Source organism: Sphingobium fluminis, assembly GCF_037723805.1.
Taxonomy (GTDB): Bacteria; Pseudomonadota; Alphaproteobacteria; order Sphingomonadales; family Sphingomonadaceae; genus Sphingobium.
In genome coordinates, this window is the sequence record NZ_JBBJUK010000009.1 from 62,364 (window position 1) to 80,879 (window position 18,516).

Sequence of the window (18,516 nt, forward strand, 5' to 3'; positions counted from 1 at the left end):
GAACAGGCTGGGGCTGACAGACGACGGATCGCTAAATCAAGCGGAACGCATGCTGACCCATGCGCGCGGCCGAGAAGCCGCGCGCATGGCCTTTCCGCTTGATGCCGATGGCTACAGGGCGTTGCACAAGCATCTCTTCCAAGATCTCTATGACTGGGCGGGTGAAGACCGAACCGTCAATATCGGCAAAGGGGGAAGCCTGTTCGCCCACGCCCCCTATGTGGCCAATGCTCTGGCTGCGGTGTTCAAGGATTTGGCGAGCCAAAGCCATCTCAAGGGGCTGCCCCGTGAAGAATTTTACGATCGTCTGGGGCATCATCTCAACGAACTGAACGCCGTCCATCCCTTCCGCGAGGGCAATGGACGCACGATGCGACATCATGCGGCGCAGGTTGCGCGCGATGCTGGCCACTCCCTCCGGATCGCCAGCATCGACAGGCAAATGTGGATGGATGCGTCGCGCCATGGTTTCACCACCGGCGATCATCGTCCCTTGAGCGCAGTCCTGGCCGCCGCCGCGCATGAACGGGATGAACCCGTCACGCCTCGCACAGGGCCGGGAGGCATGGCGTTCCTGCCCCCGCGCGATCCGCCGACCGGGCAACGCTATCGCCTGTCATTGGACAAGGCGCGAAGCGAGCTGGAGCGCTATTTGCCCGCGGCAAGGACCGAGGCGGCCGATCGCTTGCAAAAATTGGTGAAGGATAGTGCGCCAGCAAGCCAGATCGCCGCTGCGCGTATGGAATTGGCCTATATGCGCCATGCCAAAGGGCCGGTTTATCAGTCCCATTTGCTCATCTATCTCGGGCAGAGGGATGTCGATGCGGTGATTTCCGACAAGCAGACCCCCTTGCAGCGTGTGCGCGAGATCGGAGCGGCCTTGGCGACGCGGATCAATGCCCAGCAGCCCGCCCAGGTGCAACGTGCGGTTCGTTCTTTGGAGCGGCCCGTGCTGCCACCGGGCCAATCGCCAGCCCATGACCGGCTTGCCGACCTGTTCCTTAAAAATGCGGCCGAGCAAAATCGATCCGATCCCCATCTTGCCGGCGCGCAAGCGATTGTGGACCAGGTGCAGGCGGTCTCGCGTCAGCGTGGCGATGGCCCCCGTTTGATGGAGGGCACGATCGACGCGGCGCGCACATCCATTGCCGCGAATATTCGTGCCGGCAGGCCCTTTGAAGACGGTCTGACCCTGCCCACGCAAGATAGGTCCAAGCCCCCTGCCCCGGATAAAAGCCGAGGACGATGATGCCGATCGGCAGCGCGCGATAGTATAGCAGAAGCGGTTTTTGGGTGCGGCCTGGCGGCACGGCTCTATCTCGCTGCGCTCGACCGAACCCGCTGCACGGTTTCGTCCCATTCGGGTGACGATCCTCGCACATGATGCGGCCGCGGGCGGCCATTCTTCTCTTCACGCCAAGGGGGGCGGCCTCCCCCCTTCCCGGCAAGGGCTGGACCGTCTCGCTGCGCTCGCTTGGTGGTTGGCAGCGTATCCCCATCTTTCCGCGCTTCGCTTGTGCAAGCTGGGCGATCCCCCTCCCTGCCAACCAGCCCTGACATTGCCGGTTCAACCCCCCCGACTTCGCCAGTGGGCAGAAGTCGATGGCGCCATCGCCTTCGGCTCCAGATCAGGAAGGGAAACCACATGGCACGGAACAGCAAAGCGACCCGCAGCAATGTCGAGCGTGCGGATATCTATCAGGACGTCACGGATCAGATCATCGAGATGCTGGAACAGGGGATGCGCCCATGGTCGCCGAGCTGGGCGAGCGCGGCCGCCAGCTTTCCGCTGCGCTCTTGCGGGAAGAACTATCAGGGCATCAACATCCTGCTGTTGTGGGCGCAGAGCATGGCGCGCGGATATGCCAACCCCTATTGGATGACTTTCAAGCAGGCGCTGGAACTTGGCGCAAATGTCAGGAAGGGAGAGCGAGGCACCCGGATCGTCTATGCCGGTTCGATCAGCCGGAAGGACGAGAACGGGCAGGCCGTCGAGGACGACAGCGAGCGGCGCATTTCATTCCTCAAGCGGTACACCGTTTTCAATGTCGAGCAGATCGAGGGATTGCCCGATGGCCAATATCCCACGCCGCAGCCGGTAATCCAGAACCGGGATCAGCGCGATCAACAGCTTGATGCCCTGTTTCGGGCCTATGGCGTGGCGATCATCGAAAAGGACGGCGGCGCTTTCTATTCTCCCGCGTCCGACAGCATCACCATGCCGCGTTTCGACAGGTTCACCAGCGGCAACGCCTTCTATGCGACCCTTGCCCATGAGGCTGTCCACAGCACCGGCCATCGGGATCGCTTGGATCGCGAAACCCTGCATAAATACGGGACCAGCACTGCCATTCGGGCGAAGGAAGAACTTTGCGCGGAGATCGGCGCGGCCTTCCTGTGTGCAGCCCTTGGCATGGAACCAAGCGAGCGCGAGGATCATGCCGCCTATCTCGCAAGCTGGCTTACCGTGCTGCGCGGCGACAAGCGCGCCATCTTTCAGGCGGCGACGGCAGCGCAGGCGGCGAGCGATTTCATCCTTGCCGCTGCCGAGGCCGCCCCGGCGCAGCGCGCAGCCTGAGCATCGAGGGCGGCATCGCCGCCCTCCCCCATTCCCATCATCAGGACATATAGCATGGCCAAGCTGTCTCCCCAGATCAGCCTTGATTGGCGTGATGAAAATTACGGATCGGTCTTTGCCGTAACCGCCTTCCGCAACTATGCCGGCACCCATGACTGGAGCGCGCTCGTGCGGCGGCGATTCCGGGGATGCGTGAAGCGGGCAGGCTTCGAGTTCCATTTTGGACGTTGCTCATACATCGCGCGCAAGGGGGAGCGAGCGGAGCGCCAGCGCGCACTATGCGATGAGCTTGTGAAGGCTGGCTTCCAGATCATCCATGGCGACGCGCGCCCCGTCGAGTGACGGGGCGTTGTCCAATTCTCAATGCAAAGATCGAGAGTGCGCGTTCTAAAAATCGCGGGGCGGCCTTTCGGCCGCCTTGATACGGAGGGCTGAAAGCAGCTTCCTATAAAGAAAAGGGCGAAACAAGGCCTGCCCGGTCTTCCATGCCTTCAGCTTCCATATGGTTTTCTATTTCTACAGCATAGCGTTCCATATAGTCTTCCGGCACCCGCGCTCCTGCTTCAGATAGCAAAAAGCTGGTAATATGGTGGACCGTCGCCGCCTGGGAATCTGCCGACATGAAGCCGTTGAAATATGTGGCCAAGCTCGCAAAGATCACGTCAACCGCATCGTTTCGCGCGAGGCTGGCTTTGCGCGTGACTGCGCCCTTGATGACCAATCGAGTCATGTACACACAGTAGGCGAGCGTATGCCGATAGAGGAAATGGTTAAGTAGGTGACGGCCTTTCGGCCATCGCAGCTTATCTGGGTGGGCGGCGAACGATATTTCCGTGAGATGCGCAACCAGATCGAAAAATTTGGCGGCGGTTTCGGCCTTCCATGGCTCCTTACGTCGCAGCCGCTGCAATTCTACATCCGTAAACACCGCACAGAACTCAGCGATGGAGAGGTGCATGTCCCCGGCCTTGGCCAGCATCCCGGCCATATGGTCATTTGCCCACTTTCCGCGTTGCAGAAGCTGTCGCTGGGCGATGATATCGCCCTTGGCCGCGTTATCTAGTACCCGCGAGAAGTCCGAAATTGCCTTGGTTTCGCTCTTTTCGACAAGCCGATCAGCGATGCCCGCTGAGCAAGGATCGACTTTGGCCGCAGCCCTCGTCCCCTTTAAGGCCAGTATCTGTTTTGGAAAATCACGCAGCACAGACCAAGATGCCTGGATCGATACCAGCGTGTTGCCTTGAAAGGCCTCCATCGCCGCATAGTCGGTCAGAACTGCCTTGTTATTGGGAGACATTGACAGAAATGCTCGCAACTCATCACTTTGCATCCGATTGCTGTCGATAACGATCCGTATGCCTCTGGCACTCATGCCGCATTACCAGTCAAGCCGGGGTCCGGCTCCCTCCCCGCTTCCCCCAGCGCGACATTGACCTCACCATTACTGTCCTCAAGCAAGCACACGAACGCCAGATTTCGGCTCTGCGTGATGATCCGGTGAGCGCTGAGAAGATTCATGATCTTTTGCCCCCACTGTTGCAGATCCAGGAAATGATTTTGCACTGGGCTGTTCGTTTTCAGCAGTTTCTTGAGATGGCCCCGGTGCAGCACATCACCACATTTGCCCCAAACCCCGGCTACCTCACTCTTTGTCATATAAGCCGCACCGTCATACTCAGCCATGTGCCAACCATATTCGGTTTTTTCCGGCTTCATTGGCACAGGGTAAAAGTCATCGTGCATTTTCTCTAGCTCAGCGAATATTTGACCGGGAGCGAATGCCTTACGGAGATCTGGCTTAGCCTTCGCGACCAAATCGCCATGAGCAACGAGACATGAAAGTCTAATAATCTCGCACAGCATACGTATCTGCAGGATGCCATATTCATGCACCAATGGAGAAGGAATACCTCGCTGGTCGCCAGTCAGGGCATTGATACTCATGGCGCGCTCTTTCGCTTCCACCATCAATCGCTGATAGACGCCAAGCATCGCCATTTCATCGGCGGTTGCCATTATCTTGTCGTTTCCCCTGATGCCATATTCCGGCCCCTGTGTGCAGCACGCTGGGTAACATTTCACCGGCGCTCTGGACATAGGCGTCATTCGGTCTGGCCCCGCAGTCCTTCCCCCGGAAGGCCATTGAGGCGGGGAACACCAAGGGCTGCTGCCCTTTCGTTCCCGAACAAAAATAGACCGCCCGTGTAGTCCGCCAACCCAGGTGCCCGACGCCCTGCGGGCGTCGACCTGACTAGGCGGCCCGCCCGCGCCAGCGGTCGATTTTTGCCCTCCCTCCCCATCCCGCTCCTCGCCGGAGAGGCAGAGCCGCATGCCGCAGGCAGCGGCTTGCAGCCGGAAAGGAGTAGGCAATGAGTTACAAACGATATCGGGGCGATCCCTATTGGAAGCGCGCGAAAGCCGATGGGCTGGGCGTGGGCGGCACCCCCTACAAGAAGGGGGAACGGGTGTTCTTCTATCCCCGTACCGGCGCGATCTATGCCGGAGACTCCGCGCAGCGCGCATCAGCCGAGTTCGATGAACTGGCGACCTTGGAGGGCTGACCCTCCCCTTCCCCACCAAGACACGGATTTTCAGGAGATCACATCATGGCTATCATCGACATCAAGCTGTCGCAGCTTCGCCTTTCCCCGCTCAATGCGCGCCGGGTGAAGCCTTCCGCCATCGAGTCCATGGCCGACGATATTACCGCGCACGGCATGTTGCAGAACCTCGTCGCCTATGAGGAAGATGAACTGTTCTGGGTGTTCGCAGGCGGGCGGCGCTATCGTGCCCTCAAAGTGATGGTGAAGCGCAAGAAGATCACCAACAACGATCTTTTCCCCGTCGAGGTGCGGACCAAGGAGGAGGCGATTGAACTGTCGCTTGCCGAAAATAGTGCGCGTGAGAATATGCACCCTGCTGACAGTATCCGCGCCTTTGCGTCGCTGCGCGATGTCGGCTTGTCCGCGTCCGAGATCGCAGGCCGGTTCGGTTATGCGGAAAGCTATGTCTCCAAGATGCTGCGGCTTTCCGCGCTCAATCCGAAGCTGATCGATATCCTCGCCAAAGACCAGCTTACCCTTGAGGCGGCAAAGGCGCTCACCCTCTCCGACGATCACGCCGAGCAGCTTCGCGTTTTCAAAGCGTCGAACGGCCAAGCCCACAGCATCCGTTCCATGCTTACGCAGGAGAAATTGACGACCCAGAGCGGCGCGTTTCTGTTCATCGGTCGCGATGCCTATGCCGATCAGGGCGGCACCATCACCCCCGACCTGTTTTCGCAGGGAGATGGCGGATATGCCGATCAGCCGGAGATCGTAGAGGAACTGGCTCAAGCCAAGCTGGACGGCATTGCCGATGAATATCGGGCTATTGGCTGGCTGGAAGTGACGGCCACATTCGACCAGCCCTATGACCTCTACAACAAGGGCTATCTCTACCCTGCCGAGCGCGAACCCAGCGAGACGGAAGCGGCGCGGATGGCGGAACTGGACGCCCAGATCGAGGCAATAGCGGAAGAGGAAGGCGAGGATAGCGACAGGATCGAGTCCTTAGCCGTGGAACGGGAAACCATTGTGGAGGGGTTGCGCTCCTACAATGCCGATCAGAAGGCTGTCGGTGGTGTGGCACTGTGGATTTCTCGCGACGGGTCCGTGTCCGAGCGCATCTATCGGGCGAAGGCGGAAAAGTCGGTAAAAGCGACCGGCGGGGCAAACGGCCCTGCCCCTCTCTACCCCAATAGCCTGTTTGCCGACCTGACCCGGATCAAGACGCAGATCGTGCAGGAGGCGGTTGCCGCCAATCCATCGCTGGCGCTGGATATTCTGTTGGACTCTCTATCCGGTCAGTTGCTTCATGGTGCCTACAGCTTCCGGCAGGCGCTTGAATTGAAGGCCGAGGCCGTCAAGACCGATGTTCCTGACGAAATGATGGCGACGAGCGATGTTCGTCCTGTCGAAGAGGTGATGGCGACACGCTTTGCGGCGCTGCCGACCGAGGGCCGGTTTGAGGCGATCCGCGCCATGGCTCCCGACGACAAGATGACATTGCTGGCGGGATTGGTCGCGATGATGGTGGACGGCACCGTATTTTCGGGCGGTTGCCCTTCGGATCGGCATCATCAGTTCGAGCAGATCGCCAAAGCATCGCAGGTTGATATCTCGGATCGCTGGTCGGCCCCCATCGCAGTGTTCGACCGCATGAAGCGCGCCTCGCTCATTACCCTTCTGCGTGATGAAGTGGGCGAAGCCAGTGCGGAAAACTGCGCGACCATCAAGAAGAAGTCGGACCTTGCCGTCAATGTATCGGGCCGCCTGCCCGGCAAGTGGTTGCCCGAACCGATGCGGATCGGCGCATTTGATAAGCCGGAATCGGACGAGGATGAGGCTGGCGACGATCTAGAGAATATCGATGCCGACGAGGACGCAGACGAATTGGCGTGAATGGCTGGGGGCGGCGCAAGCCGTCCCCGCTCTGCTGGTCGCTGCCCGGCGCGATGCCCCCGTGGCGGGCAGCGCGCTGCGCCGCTGATCGCGGCGCTGGCGCCGCGCTCCCAAGGTCGCGCGGCGCCTGTCAGCCTGCGGCTGCCGAAGAATCATCACTGCGCCCAGAAGTGCCGGGGTGCCGATAGCTGTCGAGATGGGTCAGCCGGTAGCGATTATGGACGGGGTGCGCGGTGCCCGCGCCCGACCCGCCAGGCCATGCCGGGGCACTATCGACATGGATAAGACCATTGGCAGCCAGCAGGGAAATCCCCGCCCGCACGCTTTCCCGCGCAATGCCGGTCCTCTCCACGATCTTATCGTAGCTGATGCTGGCATAATTGCTGTCATTGTCCCGGAACGCTGCGAACAGGAAATAGAGCTTCATCGCGAACAGCTCATTCTTGTTGCGCAGCGTGAAGTGCTGAAATGCCGCCACGACGCCACCGCTATACAGGCCGCGGGCGGGAAACTTCGTCCAACCAGCGGTCGGGTTATAGTTGGCGATCCCCAACGTTCCCTTCCCTTCCGAGCCGCGCGTAATTAGCCCCCGCTCTTCCAAGATGGTCAGCGCGGCCGATACCGACGCCTTGCTGATGCCTGCCTTCGCCGCCAGCTCGATATAGGACAGTTTGGCGATGCCGGTGTCGGTTTCGGCGTGATGGGCGATAATGGCCAGCACCATCAGCGCAGCGGTCTCATGTCCGCCCCGCCGATCCTTCCAACGGAAGGCTTTCAACTCATCGGTGATGATCCAGGCCGTGGGCAACTTTGCCCATGGTTGCATTTTGGGGCCTGCCCAAGGCGGAGCCATTACTTATCCCGTCCCTTGGCGAGTGTGAGAACGGCGTGAACCGTGAAAAACGCGAGTGCGAGAATCCCGACACTCAGAAGGGCGATCACATGCGCGAGTGGGATGGTGGGCAAAAGGGCGAGCAAATCGGAAATGGAAGACACAGCGAAAACTCCAACTCAGGACCAAAATCGGTCGACGCTGCAAAAAAAAGCATCTCACCGCATTGTTATCTAGAGACAGTTTTGCGCCGTTCCCTACTGATTGGGTCAATAAATGGCGGGTTTCCGGCGATTTTCAAGCAATATTCGAGGCTTTAGGAAGAACCGTTTCAGTTCATAAAGGCCGCTTCGTGAACTGAAACTCAGTCCCGACGCCGATGTCAGTTGCCATGATAGGGTTCGCAGGCGATCCCGTCATCATCTCCGTCCATACCAGATCGATAGCCTGGCTCGCCACGATAGATTGGCGCGGTGCCCGCCGCCCGAGCTGCATCGCACCCAGGCCAGTAATCGCCAGCTTGCGGTGCGCGAGCGCGAGCAATGCCGGCGCTGACGGCAACGGAATGTGCAGCCGACACTATTTGTTGCCTTCCACCGGGGCTGGCCGCGATCGACCCCAAACCAGCGAAGGCCCCCAGCACAGCAGCCGCACCCAGCAGCTTCGCTTCCAACGAGATAGGTTTCGGTTCCGATCGGCGCGCCTTGGTATGGCGACGCCCGTTGCGCGAGGCATGATCGAAGGAGGACCGGCGAGACATCGTGTCACGGTAAACGATGCCCGGTTAAAGGCTGGTTGCCCTGACGGCCTCCTCTATCCGCGCCCTCACCTATTGGATATCGCCACCATCCATCGCAATTATGTTCCCTTTACGTTCTCATTGGCGCTATAAGCCTCCGCCGAGAAGGGAATCATCATGCTGCTGCCGCCGATGCAGCCGGTCCCGATCGCGGCGGTATCATCGGGGCTTCGGCTTCGGATCATCGGCGCGGCGGGAGCCGGCTTTCCAAGCCCCGCCCAGGATTGGGCAGATGACGCTATCAGCCTGATAGAATTGCTGCGGCTTGATCGCGCCGCCAGCTTCGTGTTCCGCATCAGCGGGTCGAGCATGGTCGACGCAGGGCTGCACGATAATGACGTGGTGGTGGTCGATCGGGACGTCACGCCGAGCAACGGTCATATCGTCATTGCCATTGTCGAAGGGGGCTTCGTTGTCCGGCAGCTTGCCGTCAGGCAGGGCGTGCCCTTTCTGGAGGCGCGCAATTCTCGGATGTCCTACGCGGCGACGGTCGCGGATGATGCCGTCGAGGTATGGGGCGTGGTACGGGCCAGTGTGCGGGATTACCAACGGTGACTCCGCCATGAGCTGGGCCATCGTGGACGTGTCGAATTTCTATGTCAGCGCTGAACGACTTTTCGATCCGCGCCTGCGGAACGTGCCGCTCATCGTCCTGTCCAATAATGATGGATGCGCTATCTCGCGCAGCGAGGAAGCCAAGGCTCTGCACATCAAGATGGGCGATCCGATCTTTAAAATCCGCGATACAATCAAGCGGCACGGCATCCAGCTTCGCAGCAGCAATTACGAACTCTACGCCGACCTGAACCGGCGCTTCAATGCCGTAATCGCCGAGCATAGCGATGTGGTCGAAGTATATTCGATCGATGAGAGCTTCTTCCGGCTTCCGGTGCTGGCCAACGGGCTAGGGAATGTTCGCGGCGCCCATCAGGTTCGCTCCGCCATTCTGCGCTGTGTCGGATTGCCGACACGGGTCGGCCTGGGGCCGACGCGCACCTTATCGAAGGTGGCCAATGCTCTCGCCAAGGCGACCGAGAAAATCTGGGGCGGCGTGGTCGATCTTCATGACCAGGCCCTTCGCGATCGGCTGTTTCGCGAATGGCCTGTCGGCGAGGTCTGGGGCGTGGGCAAGGCGTTGGCTGGTCGGCTGAGACCGCTGGGCGTCCACACGACCGCAGACCTGGCCGCCCTCCCCCTAACTTTGGCGCGCGATGTCGGGACCGTCGTGCTGGAACGGTTGGTGCGCGAACTGAACGGTATTGAGTGTGATGATTTTCACCCCGAACCGGAAGCCCTGAAGGGGACCGCCGTGACCCGTTCCTTCGGGGAGCCAGTGACCGACCTATCTTCTCTGCGTGAGGCGCTGTCGCGCCGTGCTTGGCGCGCGGCCGAGAAAATCCGCGCTCAGCAGCTCGTCGCAACCCGGATGATAGCCTTCGCACACGGCTCGCGGTTCAAGGCCAACTCTCCATCGGCATCGCGATCGGCGCGACTGTCGCCGGCGACCAACGATCCCCGCGTCATTGTCGCTTTTGCCAATCGCATGGCCGAGGCGATGTTCGAGAATGGCCGAGCATATACGAAATGCGGCGTTTTGCTGGAGGACTTGTGCGCGGACGGTGTATCGCAGGGCGATCTATTTGCCGTCCCCGACCCGCGTGCGCCGGGGCTTCTGGCGGCCCTTGACGGGATCAACGCGCGTTTCGGCCGAGACACTATCGGATTGGCGGTGCAGGGCATCGGTGCGCGGCAATTTGATACCAAGCGCAGCCAGAAAAGCCCGGCTTGGACCACGCGATTGGCGGAGATACCCGTAGCGCTTTGACAGCAACCTGCGCCTACATGCGTTAGGCATGACCTCATCTGGGGCGCGCTCTTCTTGTGCGTCAACTTGAGTTTCGCCCCAGCGCCCAAGCCATGCCGACAATCCAGATCGTGGCGGGCGCAGCCATGTAGATGGCCCAGGACAAAGCAGGCTTCATGAAACATCGGGCGGCCAGACCGATAGTGAGGGCCGCCACGAAGGGAGCGGCGATTTCGACGGAGACGATGGCGAGGTCGCCAGACTCATCGAGCGACGTAGGGGCCTCGATGATGAAAGGCAGCATCGCCGCGAAGGGGAGGCAGAAGGCCAGGACGAGGAGGCCTGCCATTCCGAAGGCCATTGCGAGCATCTGGATGGCTTCTCGCCGCGATGTTCGCCTCTCCCCCATCGCCGTGGACCACTATCCGCCGGAGATCGCGATAGCGGAGTGATCGGTGGCGGGATCGACCGGCACCCCGAGCTGCTTGCGCTCGGAGTAGCGATCGACAAGCTGAACCGCGTGCGGGCGCATCAGGACGGTGAAGCGCACCAGCTCCTCCATCACGTCGACGATGCGGTCATAATAGCTCGACGGCTTCATACGGCCTGCTTCGTCAAACTCCTTGTAGGCCATCGCCACGGATGATTGGTTGGGAATGGTGAACATTCGCATCCAGCGGCCGAGCAGGCGAAGCGTGTTGACGGCGTTGAACGACTGCGAGCCGCCAGATACCTGCATGACCGCAAGCGTGCGCCCCTGCGTTGGGCGCATTCCCTTCATTTCCAGCGGCAGATGATCGATCTGCGCTTTCATAATGCCGGTGATCTGACCGTGTCGCTCCGGGCTGCACCACACCTGGCCCTCGGACCACAGCGCCAGTTCGCGAAGTTCGTGAACGGCGGGATGATCGTCACCCGCTATCTGGTCGGGCAGCGGCAGTGTAGATGGATCGAAAATGCGGGTTTCCGCGCCGAACAGGCGCAGAAGCCGCGCGGATTCCTCGACCGCGAGACGGGAGAAAGACCGTTCGCGCAGGCTGCCATAGAGCAGCAGAATGCGCGGTGCGGGATCGAGCGCCCCCAGCCCTGCCGCTGCCCGGTGGTGGATAAAGGCCGGATCAAGCGCGGGCAGCGTGTCGGGATCGGGAAGGTCGCGGATAGGCATCAGGCAATTCCAATACGCAGCGCGAGCGCCGCAAGGGTGATGAGCAGGATGGGAACGGTGAGCGTCGCGCCCACGCGGAAGTAATAGCCCCACCCGATCTTGATGTTTTTCTGGCCCAGGACATGAAGCCACAGCAGGGTGGCAAGCGAGCCAATGGGCGTGATCTTGGGGCCAAGATCGCAGCCGATCACATTGGCGTAGATCATCGCTTCCTTCACCGCCCCGGTGGCGTGCGTGGCGTCGATCGACAGCGCGCCCACCAGTACCGTCGGCATGTTGTTCATGACGGATGACAGGACGGCAGCGATCACGCCGGTCCCGAGCGCGGCACCCCATACCCCGCCTTGCGCGGTGCGATCGAGCAGCGCGGCGAGGTGGTCGGTCAGTCCTGCATTTCGCAGACCATAGACCACGAGATACATGCCAAGCGAGAAGATGACGACCTGCCACGGCGCGCCGCGCAGCACCTTGCGGGTTTCGATCACATGCCCCCTCGCCGCGATTGCAAGCAGTAGGATTGCGCCGGCAGCGGCAACCGCGCTGACCGGCACGCCCAGCGGATCGAGCAAGAAGAAGCCGACGAGAAGAAGCAGGAGGACGACCCAACCTGCGCGGAACGTCGCGGCGTCCCGGATCGCCGCGCGCGGCGCACGCAGCGCGGCGACATCATAGTTTGCCGGTATGTCGCGACGGAAGAACAGCATCAGCGCGCCGAGCGTGGCGGCGATTGCTGCCAGATTCACCGGCACCATGACGCTCGCATATTCGCCGAAGCCGAGCTTGAAGAAGTCGGCCGACACGATGTTGACGAGGTTCGAGACGACAAGCGGCAGGCTGGCGGTGTCTGCGATGAAGCCCGCCGCCATCACGAATGCCAGCGTCGCCTTGTCGCCATAACCCAGCGCGCGCAGCATCGCGATAACGATAGGGGTCAGGATCAAGGCCGCGCCATCATTGGCGAACAGGGACGATACCGCCGCGCCGAGCAGCACGACCAGGGCGAACAGGACGCGGCCATTGCCCTTGCCCCATCTCGCGACATGGAGCGCCGCCCATTCGAAGAACCCGGCTTCGTCCAGCAGCAGGCTGATGACGATGATCGCGACGAAAGCGCCCGTCGCGTTCCAGACAATGCCCCAGACCACGGGCACGTCGGAGAGCGATACAACGCCCGCGAGCAGCGCGACGACCGCCCCGACCATGGCGCTCCACCCAATGCCAAGGCCCTTGGGTTGCCAGATGACGAGCGCGATCGTCGCGATGAAGATCAGAATTGCTGGCAGCATCAGGCGATACGCAGGCCCGAGGCGTCCACGACCTGTTCGCCATCTTCTTTCGCGAATGCGCCGAGCTGGCCTGTCGGCAGCAGATCAAGCACCGCTTCGGAAGGACGGCAGAGTTTTACACCGAGCGGTGACACAACGAGGGGGCGGTTGATGAGGATCGGATGCGCCATCATCGCGTCCACCAGCGCGTCGTCCGACAGCGACGTTTCGTTCAGGCCCAGCTCTGCATAGGGGGTGCCCTTCTCGCGCAAGAGATCGCGCGGGGCGATGCCGGCGCGGTCGATCAGTTCGACCAGCAAGGCGCGTGTGGGTGGCGTCTTGAGATATTCGATCACATGCGGTTCGGTGCCCGCGTTGCGGATCATGGCGAGCGCGTTGCGCGACGTGCCGCATTCGGGATTGTGATAGATGATGATGTCGGTGGTCACTTGACGGCTCCCGCTTTGGCGCTGGCCCCTTCGGCCTGCCCAATTTCCTTGAGTTTGCTGCGCATCGCCATTTCGTCGAGACTGGCGATCGGCAGGGCGAGAAACAGCGAAATCCGGTTCTGAAGGAAGCGCAGCGCCTGTAGGAATGCCTCGCGCTGGCCTTCGCCCTCTACGGCTGCCGGGTCTTCGATGCCCCAATGCGCCGTGAGCGGATGCCCTATCCAGACCGGGCAAGTTTCGCCGGCGGCGTTGTCGCATACGGTAAAGATGAAATCGAATTTCGGCGCGCCCGGCGCGGAAAATTCGTCCCAACTCTTCGACCGCATCCCCGCAGTGTCAAAGCCGAGGCCGGTCAGCACGGACAGTGCCATGGGATGCACATCGCCCTTGGGCTGGCTCCCGGCGCTGTAGGCCCGGAAACGCCCCTCGCCGAGCTTGTTCATTAGGGCTTCGCCCAGGATCGATCGGGCGCTGTTCCCGGTACACAGGAACAGCACATTGTAGACCTTATCAGTCACGGTAAATCCTTCAGCAGCAGATGAGTTCGGCAACCAGCGGTTCGCAAAGCTCGGGGCGGCCCTGGCAGCAGTCCTTCGCCAGAAACAGCATGAGATCCTTCAGCGCCTTTATGTTCGCGCGCTGGATTTGTTGGCGCCCGCGTTTCTCAGGCAGGACCAGCCCGGCTTTCACAAGCACAGCGAGATGTGTTGAAAACGTGCTTTGTGTCAGCCCCGACGCTTCTACGAGCTGGCCCGTCGATAGCCCGTCAGGTTCATGTCGAACGAGCAGACGAAAGGCGTCGAGACGAGTGGGGTGCCCCAAGGCCGCCAATATCGCGAGAGAAGAGTCGGTTTCCATGTATCGGTTTTATCCGATGTAAATCGCCACGTCAACGATTGATCGTAAATTTCCGATGATAATTGAGGCTCATGCTAGTTGCTGTGCAGCCGAAGTGTATCAAGCGGGATCGGTGTCCGTTGGAGGATCGTTCAACGGACACCCATTCTCGGTGTTCTCAAACGTCGGCTAGCGGCGTGTCGGTGCGTCTCATTTGACTGGTCCGATTTGTTTTGCATTGAAGGCCCCCTATACGTTACAAATCGCAGCCATGACCCAGACCCTCATCGGCTACGCTCGCTGTTCGACGGATAAGCAGGATCTCGCCGCGCAGCGCGACGCGCTGCTGCGGTTGGGCGTCGCGCCGGAGCGGGTGTATACCGACCATGGGTTTTCTGGGACGAATAGGGCACGTCCTGGCCTCGATCAGGCGTTGGCTGCTGTGCGCAGCGGCGACACCCTCGTCGTTCCTAAGCTGGATCGCCTCGCCCGCTCTGTCCCTGACGCACGAGCGATTGGTGACAGCTTGGCGGAGCGTGGCGTGAAGCTGCAACTCGGTAGCAGCGTGCATGACCCTTCCGACCCGATGGGCAAGCTGTTTTTCAACATCCTGGCCACCTTTGCGGAGTTCGAAGCAGACCTTATCAGGATGCGGACGCGGGAGGGAATGGCTGTCGCGCGTTCGAAAGGCAAGCTCCGTGGCAAGAAGCCCAAGCTGTCCGAGCGGCAGCAAAGAGAGCTGCGCCGGATGCATGACACTGGTGATTATTCGATCAGCGACCTTGCCGAGCTATTTTCGATATCGCGGCCGACCGTCTATCGGACGTTGGGCCGTATCGCAGGCACGGTTGAGGGCGATCAGATGATTCATACTCGAAAGCACGAACTTGGGGCTGATACGGTCCCTCTGAGCGCCTAACCGATGGTTTTGCGTGGCCCGTTCGTGCTTTCGGGTAGAAATCCAAGTAGCCCAAGGGCGTAGGGCAATAAGGTATGATGGAGCCGCAATGACTCGCACCCCCCAAGGCGAACTCTTCCTGTTGGATAGCCCCCTCACCGGAGAGGTTCGGGGCGAGCGATCCCTTATGGCATTTCCATTTTTCGCCCTGAGCAAGAATGCCTGGATGAAGTCACTGGCCTACAGCACGCCAAGCGTCTCAATCGAGGTCCGCCCCAGCACAAAGGGCGTCGCGACGATCTACGATAAGGAAATTGTCCTTTATATTGCGAGCCTTATGGCCTCCAAAATGGAGGACGGCGAGGATGTGTCGCAGGACTTCGTGTTTACCGCTCATGATCTTTTCAGCGTGACAGGGAGCAACCATTCATCACGCTCCTATGAGCGGCTGGCGGACGCCTTGGAGCGCCTGCAGGGTACGCAGATCAAGACGAATATCGAGGCCGGCGGTGAAGGCGTGGATGGCTTTTTCTCCTGGCTTTCGGAGGCGCAGCTTAAATACGCGAAAACCACCAAAGGCGAGCGACGACTGAAGGCCGTGAAGGTTCGGCTCTGCGATTGGCTGTTTCGTGCCATCCTCCACGATCGCCAGGTACTCAACTATGCCACGGCATATTTCCAGCTCGGGCCGATCGAGCGGCGGATATATGAGGTTGCACGCTCGACCTGTGTTGATGGCGAAGATCTTGAAATAGATTTGGCGACATTCCGACTACAAATTGGCTATCAGAACCAATTAGCCAATTTTCGTAGTGCCTTGCGGGCAATTGCTGCGGCTGACACGATTCCAGAATATCAATTGCGACTTGTCGAAACTGAGGCTGAAGCTGATCCAGCGGCTCCGAAAGCTGGACGGCGCGCAAAACATAGTCGCGTCATCATCTCTCGCCGCCTCAAGCAGCTCGCCAATTGAGAGAGAATCGGACGTTTCCGATTCGGCGTGTCGCCGCGCATTTCCTATTCGATAGCACGAATTACCGGCCTTGAATGCTACTCGATAGCACGAATCCGGGTAGCCATTCCTACCCGATAGCACGAACTTTTACGGCGTTTCCTACCCGATAGCACGAACCGTAAGTCCTTCCGCTTCCATGACAATACTGCGAAAATCTCGCAGTCGATGATCCTGTCGATCAGCTTGGAAGAAAGGGGAGGCTGTGACCTCATAAAGGAAAGCCCGGCACGAAGGCCGGGCATCCCGTTGGAATAGTGGAGCGACGTCGCCAAACGTCGAACCGGGTCAACTACCCCTTCTCCCTACTCCATTCCGATCGTCGGTTCAAGGATGCGCGCTTCGCGCCACGCTATCTTTTTGTCCGGTGACGGCCCTCTCCAGGGAGGGACGAATGGGGACGTTTACCCTAAGCGAGGCGCTCGCGGGCGCATTTTCTAAACGCAAACAACCAGCGCGCAAGGCTAGATCGGGCGCGCCGCACCCCACTGGTGCGCGTGTCCTGCGCGACAGCGTTGAGGCCGGCACGTTCGAGCATGTCTTTTTCGTGGCCCCTGCCAAGGGAGAAACGGACAAGCTGCTTCGCATGGCGCGACGCCTTGTTGAAGCAGGACGCCAGCTACGCAGTGAGGCCCGACTTAATGGCCGCGTTCTGTCTCCTACCGAGGCCCTGCTGACGACGTTGACCAGCGCGAGCGTGAGGGTGTTCGAGGAAATCCTTACCCTCTCGCGCCTGAACAACGGCAAAGTCTTCCCGAGCTATGATTATCTTGCAGAGGCCACCAGCCTAGGGCGTGCTACGGTCGCACGCGCTCTGCGGATACTAGAGCGGATCGGTTTCCTGGTACGCCAGCGCCGGTTCAAGCGGATCGAGGCAGAAGGCCCCGGCCCTCGCTACGAGCAGACCTCCAATGCCTACCGGCCATTGCTGCCGAAATCGCTCATGGACTATCTTCCACGTTGGATGCGCCCTGCCCCACTTCCCGACGATGAACTTCAGCGGGAAACCGATCGGCTCGAAGAGATCGAGTATATGCGCTCCAAACTGACATGCCGTGAATTGGCTGAAAGTGTTGTCGACGGTCCGTTGGGCAAGATCCTTGCTCGTCTCGGTGCTGCCATCGATGCGCAGGAGCGTGAGTCTCAAACTGATCCGCAACCGCTAATGGATTCATATATAATAGGGAGAAACGGAGTTGGCCTAGTCGGCCAACGCTCTAACGCCTGACGGCGAAGGGATGAAACGAACCCAAAACGCACAATCTCAACGACAGCGCTTCCGGAAACGTCGGACGCGCCGCTTCGCGACGCGATGCTCCCCAGGAGGAGCAGGCGGGTTGGGCAGCTTCAAATTGCTGGTGTTGAGCTGGCGGAGAAGTCGATTCAAGCGTTGAAGGCGATCACATGCGTCATCGGATGCGAGATTGCGGAGGGATATCTAAAGGATATCCTCGACCCATTGCGGCATGGCAGAGGAGCGGTATTTCACCCTGCCCTTCTCCCGCGAGAAAATGAGCTGAAGCCGCCTGCTGCTGTTGTCGAACAGCAAGATCCGCTCGGCCAGTTGCATGGCGGTCGGGAGATTTCCCAAGCTGCGCGAAAATCGGCGTAACAAATCCTGCAACGGTACGTCGTGACCGCCGCTGGCAACACGACTGCGGACACGGCCAATTGAAAAGCTCACGTCGCCCAGGCCGATATAGACAAGGTTGACCTTGTAGCCGGCGGCTGACGCCGCCCGCATCAGGTCAAGTTCACTTCGACCAGTCAATGTGGTCTCGATCGCGAAGCTTGTGCCTTCAGCAAGTAGGGTTCTGCGCGCGGTGACAGCCGATCGGCCGGCATGAATCACCCTTTGGGTGTCTAGCAATTCAGCAGGTAAGGTCTTCGCAATGTTGTCCGGGTTTACCACGGGCAGGCGATGCGCGACGTAGCGATCGACAAGCGTCGACTTTCCGGCCCCGTTGGGGCCGGCAAACACCCATAGTTGCGGTTTCACGCGGCGTCGCGGACGCGATGTTCGCCCATGTGATCGAAACGGACCAGCTCGCGGCGGCCGTCAGGATATTCCTTCACGACCAGGCCGGGAGGCGTATCCTTCTCACCATAATAGATCGGGCGGCCAGCATCCAAATGCGACCGAGCCGCGGCGCCGTCGTCATATCGTGCGGCAGCTTCGAGGATCGGCCAAAGATCGGCGTCCGGGGATTCAGATCGTTTCAGTCGACTTGCCATACTGACAATATAGCACGTTGCGTCGCTTTCGTCACGGGGAGGACGATCGTTGCCGGCGCTGGGCGGTGGTGCCCCTCCTCTCCCCTTTTGTCGCGCGCGATGAACGGGCCGCGGACGACATGATTCTTTCGAGCGACTGGTACAGGTTGCTCCTATTGCCCGATCGGCAAATCCCTGTTTGCGATGGGGTGTGGCCGCGA

The 18,516-nt window shown here is 60.3% G+C and carries 22 protein-coding genes; 10 read left to right on the forward strand and 12 right to left on the reverse strand.

All coding sequences use genetic code 11. The features are described 5' to 3' along the window. The first annotated feature begins 49 nt into the window (after positions 1-49). The 3 genes from WG907_RS17840 to WG907_RS17850 all read left to right on the forward strand — a co-directional run bounded on the left by WG907_RS17840 (position 50) and on the right by WG907_RS17850 (position 2,920). Positions 50-1,249 (forward strand): Fic/DOC family protein, encoded by a 1,200-nt coding sequence (locus WG907_RS17840; RefSeq protein ID WP_124811437.1) that lies wholly within the window; start codon positions 50-52, stop codon positions 1,247-1,249. A gap of 396 nt (positions 1,250-1,645) precedes the next feature. Beyond that, positions 1,646-2,578 (forward strand): ArdC family protein, encoded by a 933-nt coding sequence (locus WG907_RS17845; RefSeq protein WP_340234924.1) that lies wholly within the window; start codon positions 1,646-1,648, stop codon positions 2,576-2,578. A gap of 54 nt (positions 2,579-2,632) precedes the next feature. Continuing rightward, positions 2,633-2,920 (forward strand): hypothetical protein, encoded by a 288-nt coding sequence (locus tag WG907_RS17850; protein WP_340234926.1) that lies wholly within the window; start codon positions 2,633-2,635, stop codon positions 2,918-2,920. Between the two features lie 103 nt (positions 2,921-3,023). Here the strand turns inward: WG907_RS17850 and WG907_RS17855 are convergent, their stop codons facing one another. Then, positions 3,024-3,950, reverse strand: a complete 927-nt coding sequence (locus tag WG907_RS17855; RefSeq protein ID WP_340234928.1) for a hypothetical protein — start codon at positions 3,948-3,950, stop codon at positions 3,024-3,026. Next, the gene (locus WG907_RS17860; RefSeq protein ID WP_124811554.1) at positions 3,947-4,594 is read right to left on the reverse strand and encodes a hypothetical protein; all 648 of its coding nucleotides are present in this window, start codon (positions 4,592-4,594) and stop codon (positions 3,947-3,949) included. The genes WG907_RS17855 and WG907_RS17860 overlap by 4 nt, the downstream gene beginning before the upstream one ends. 353 nt (positions 4,595-4,947) lie before the next feature. On the opposite strand from WG907_RS17860, the gene WG907_RS17865 reads away from it, so the two are divergent. After that, complete coding sequence (locus tag WG907_RS17865) at positions 4,948-5,139, forward strand: hypothetical protein (RefSeq protein ID WP_124811553.1); 192 nt, start codon at positions 4,948-4,950, stop codon at positions 5,137-5,139. Between the two features lie 45 nt (positions 5,140-5,184). Continuing rightward, complete coding sequence (locus WG907_RS17870) at positions 5,185-7,020, forward strand: ParB/RepB/Spo0J family partition protein (RefSeq protein WP_124811552.1); 1,836 nt, start codon at positions 5,185-5,187, stop codon at positions 7,018-7,020. A 130-nt stretch (positions 7,021-7,150) separates the two neighbouring features. On the opposite strand, the gene WG907_RS17875 is transcribed toward WG907_RS17870, so the two are convergent. Both WG907_RS17875 and WG907_RS17880 read right to left on the reverse strand, forming a co-directional pair. Then, positions 7,151-7,873 carry a helix-turn-helix domain-containing protein gene (locus tag WG907_RS17875; RefSeq protein ID WP_124811551.1) on the reverse strand — a complete coding sequence of 241 codons (723 nt, stop codon included), beginning with the start codon at positions 7,871-7,873 and terminating at the stop codon, positions 7,151-7,153. A gap of 361 nt (positions 7,874-8,234) precedes the next feature. After that, on the reverse strand, positions 8,235-8,612 hold the full coding sequence (locus WG907_RS17880; RefSeq protein WP_124811550.1) for an excalibur calcium-binding domain-containing protein: 378 nt from the start codon (positions 8,610-8,612) through the stop codon (positions 8,235-8,237). 156 nt (positions 8,613-8,768) lie between these two features. Between WG907_RS17880 and WG907_RS17885 the strand changes: the two genes are divergently transcribed. Together WG907_RS17885 and WG907_RS17890 are read left to right on the forward strand one after the other, a co-directional pair. Beyond that, entirely contained in the window at positions 8,769-9,206 is a 438-nt protein-coding gene (locus WG907_RS17885) for a LexA family protein (RefSeq protein ID WP_124811549.1), read from the forward strand. Positions 9,207-9,213: 7 nt separating this feature from the next. After that, positions 9,214-10,476, forward strand: coding sequence for a Y-family DNA polymerase (locus WG907_RS17890; protein ID WP_340234935.1), 1,263 nt, complete (start codon positions 9,214-9,216; stop codon positions 10,474-10,476). Positions 10,477-10,537: 61 nt separating this feature from the next. Here WG907_RS17890 and WG907_RS17895 read toward each other — a convergent pair whose 3' ends face one another. From WG907_RS17895 to WG907_RS17920, 6 genes are all read right to left on the reverse strand, one after another. Continuing rightward, positions 10,538-10,804, reverse strand: coding sequence for a hypothetical protein (locus WG907_RS17895; protein WP_148092171.1), 267 nt, complete (start codon positions 10,802-10,804; stop codon positions 10,538-10,540). Between the two features lie 72 nt (positions 10,805-10,876). Next, positions 10,877-11,620 (reverse strand): arsenical resistance protein ArsH, encoded by a 744-nt coding sequence (gene arsH, locus WG907_RS17900; protein WP_124810887.1) that lies wholly within the window; start codon positions 11,618-11,620, stop codon positions 10,877-10,879. Next, complete coding sequence (locus tag WG907_RS17905) at positions 11,620-12,906, reverse strand: arsenic transporter (RefSeq protein ID WP_124810886.1); 1,287 nt, start codon at positions 12,904-12,906, stop codon at positions 11,620-11,622. The genes arsH and WG907_RS17905 overlap by 1 nt, the downstream gene beginning before the upstream one ends. After that, entirely contained in the window at positions 12,906-13,334 is a 429-nt protein-coding gene (gene arsC / locus WG907_RS17910; protein WP_124810885.1) for an arsenate reductase (glutaredoxin), read from the reverse strand. Before arsC ends, WG907_RS17905 begins: the two co-directional genes overlap by 1 nt. Beyond that, entirely contained in the window at positions 13,331-13,852 is a 522-nt protein-coding gene (locus tag WG907_RS17915; protein WP_124810896.1) for an arsenate reductase ArsC, read from the reverse strand. Before WG907_RS17915 ends, arsC begins: the two co-directional genes overlap by 4 nt. A 10-nt stretch (positions 13,853-13,862) precedes the next feature. Beyond that, positions 13,863-14,192 carry an ArsR/SmtB family transcription factor gene (locus WG907_RS17920; RefSeq protein ID WP_124810884.1) on the reverse strand — a complete coding sequence of 110 codons (330 nt, stop codon included), beginning with the start codon at positions 14,190-14,192 and terminating at the stop codon, positions 13,863-13,865. Positions 14,193-14,442: 250 nt separating this feature from the next. Here WG907_RS17920 and WG907_RS17925 point away from each other — a divergent pair, with 250 nt between their 5' ends. From WG907_RS17925 to WG907_RS17935, 3 genes are all read left to right on the forward strand, one after another. Beyond that, a complete protein-coding gene (locus WG907_RS17925) occupies positions 14,443-15,090 on the forward strand; it encodes a recombinase family protein (RefSeq protein WP_223806797.1) in 648 nt (215 codons plus the stop codon). Between the two features lie 88 nt (positions 15,091-15,178). After that, positions 15,179-16,042 carry a replication initiator protein A gene (locus tag WG907_RS17930; RefSeq protein WP_340234944.1) on the forward strand — a complete coding sequence of 288 codons (864 nt, stop codon included), beginning with the start codon at positions 15,179-15,181 and terminating at the stop codon, positions 16,040-16,042. Positions 16,043-16,475: 433 nt separating this feature from the next. After that, a complete protein-coding gene (locus tag WG907_RS17935; RefSeq protein ID WP_124810882.1) occupies positions 16,476-17,309 on the forward strand; it encodes a helix-turn-helix domain-containing protein in 834 nt (277 codons plus the stop codon). 210 nt (positions 17,310-17,519) lie between these two features. Here WG907_RS17935 and WG907_RS17940 read toward each other — a convergent pair whose 3' ends face one another. Next, positions 17,520-18,080 carry an ATPase gene (locus WG907_RS17940; protein WP_124810881.1) on the reverse strand — a complete coding sequence of 187 codons (561 nt, stop codon included), beginning with the start codon at positions 18,078-18,080 and terminating at the stop codon, positions 17,520-17,522. Continuing rightward, the coding region (locus tag WG907_RS17945; protein ID WP_340234946.1) for a hypothetical protein at positions 18,077-18,516 on the reverse strand (440 nt) is incomplete at its 5' end. The genes WG907_RS17940 and WG907_RS17945, both read right to left, overlap by 4 nt.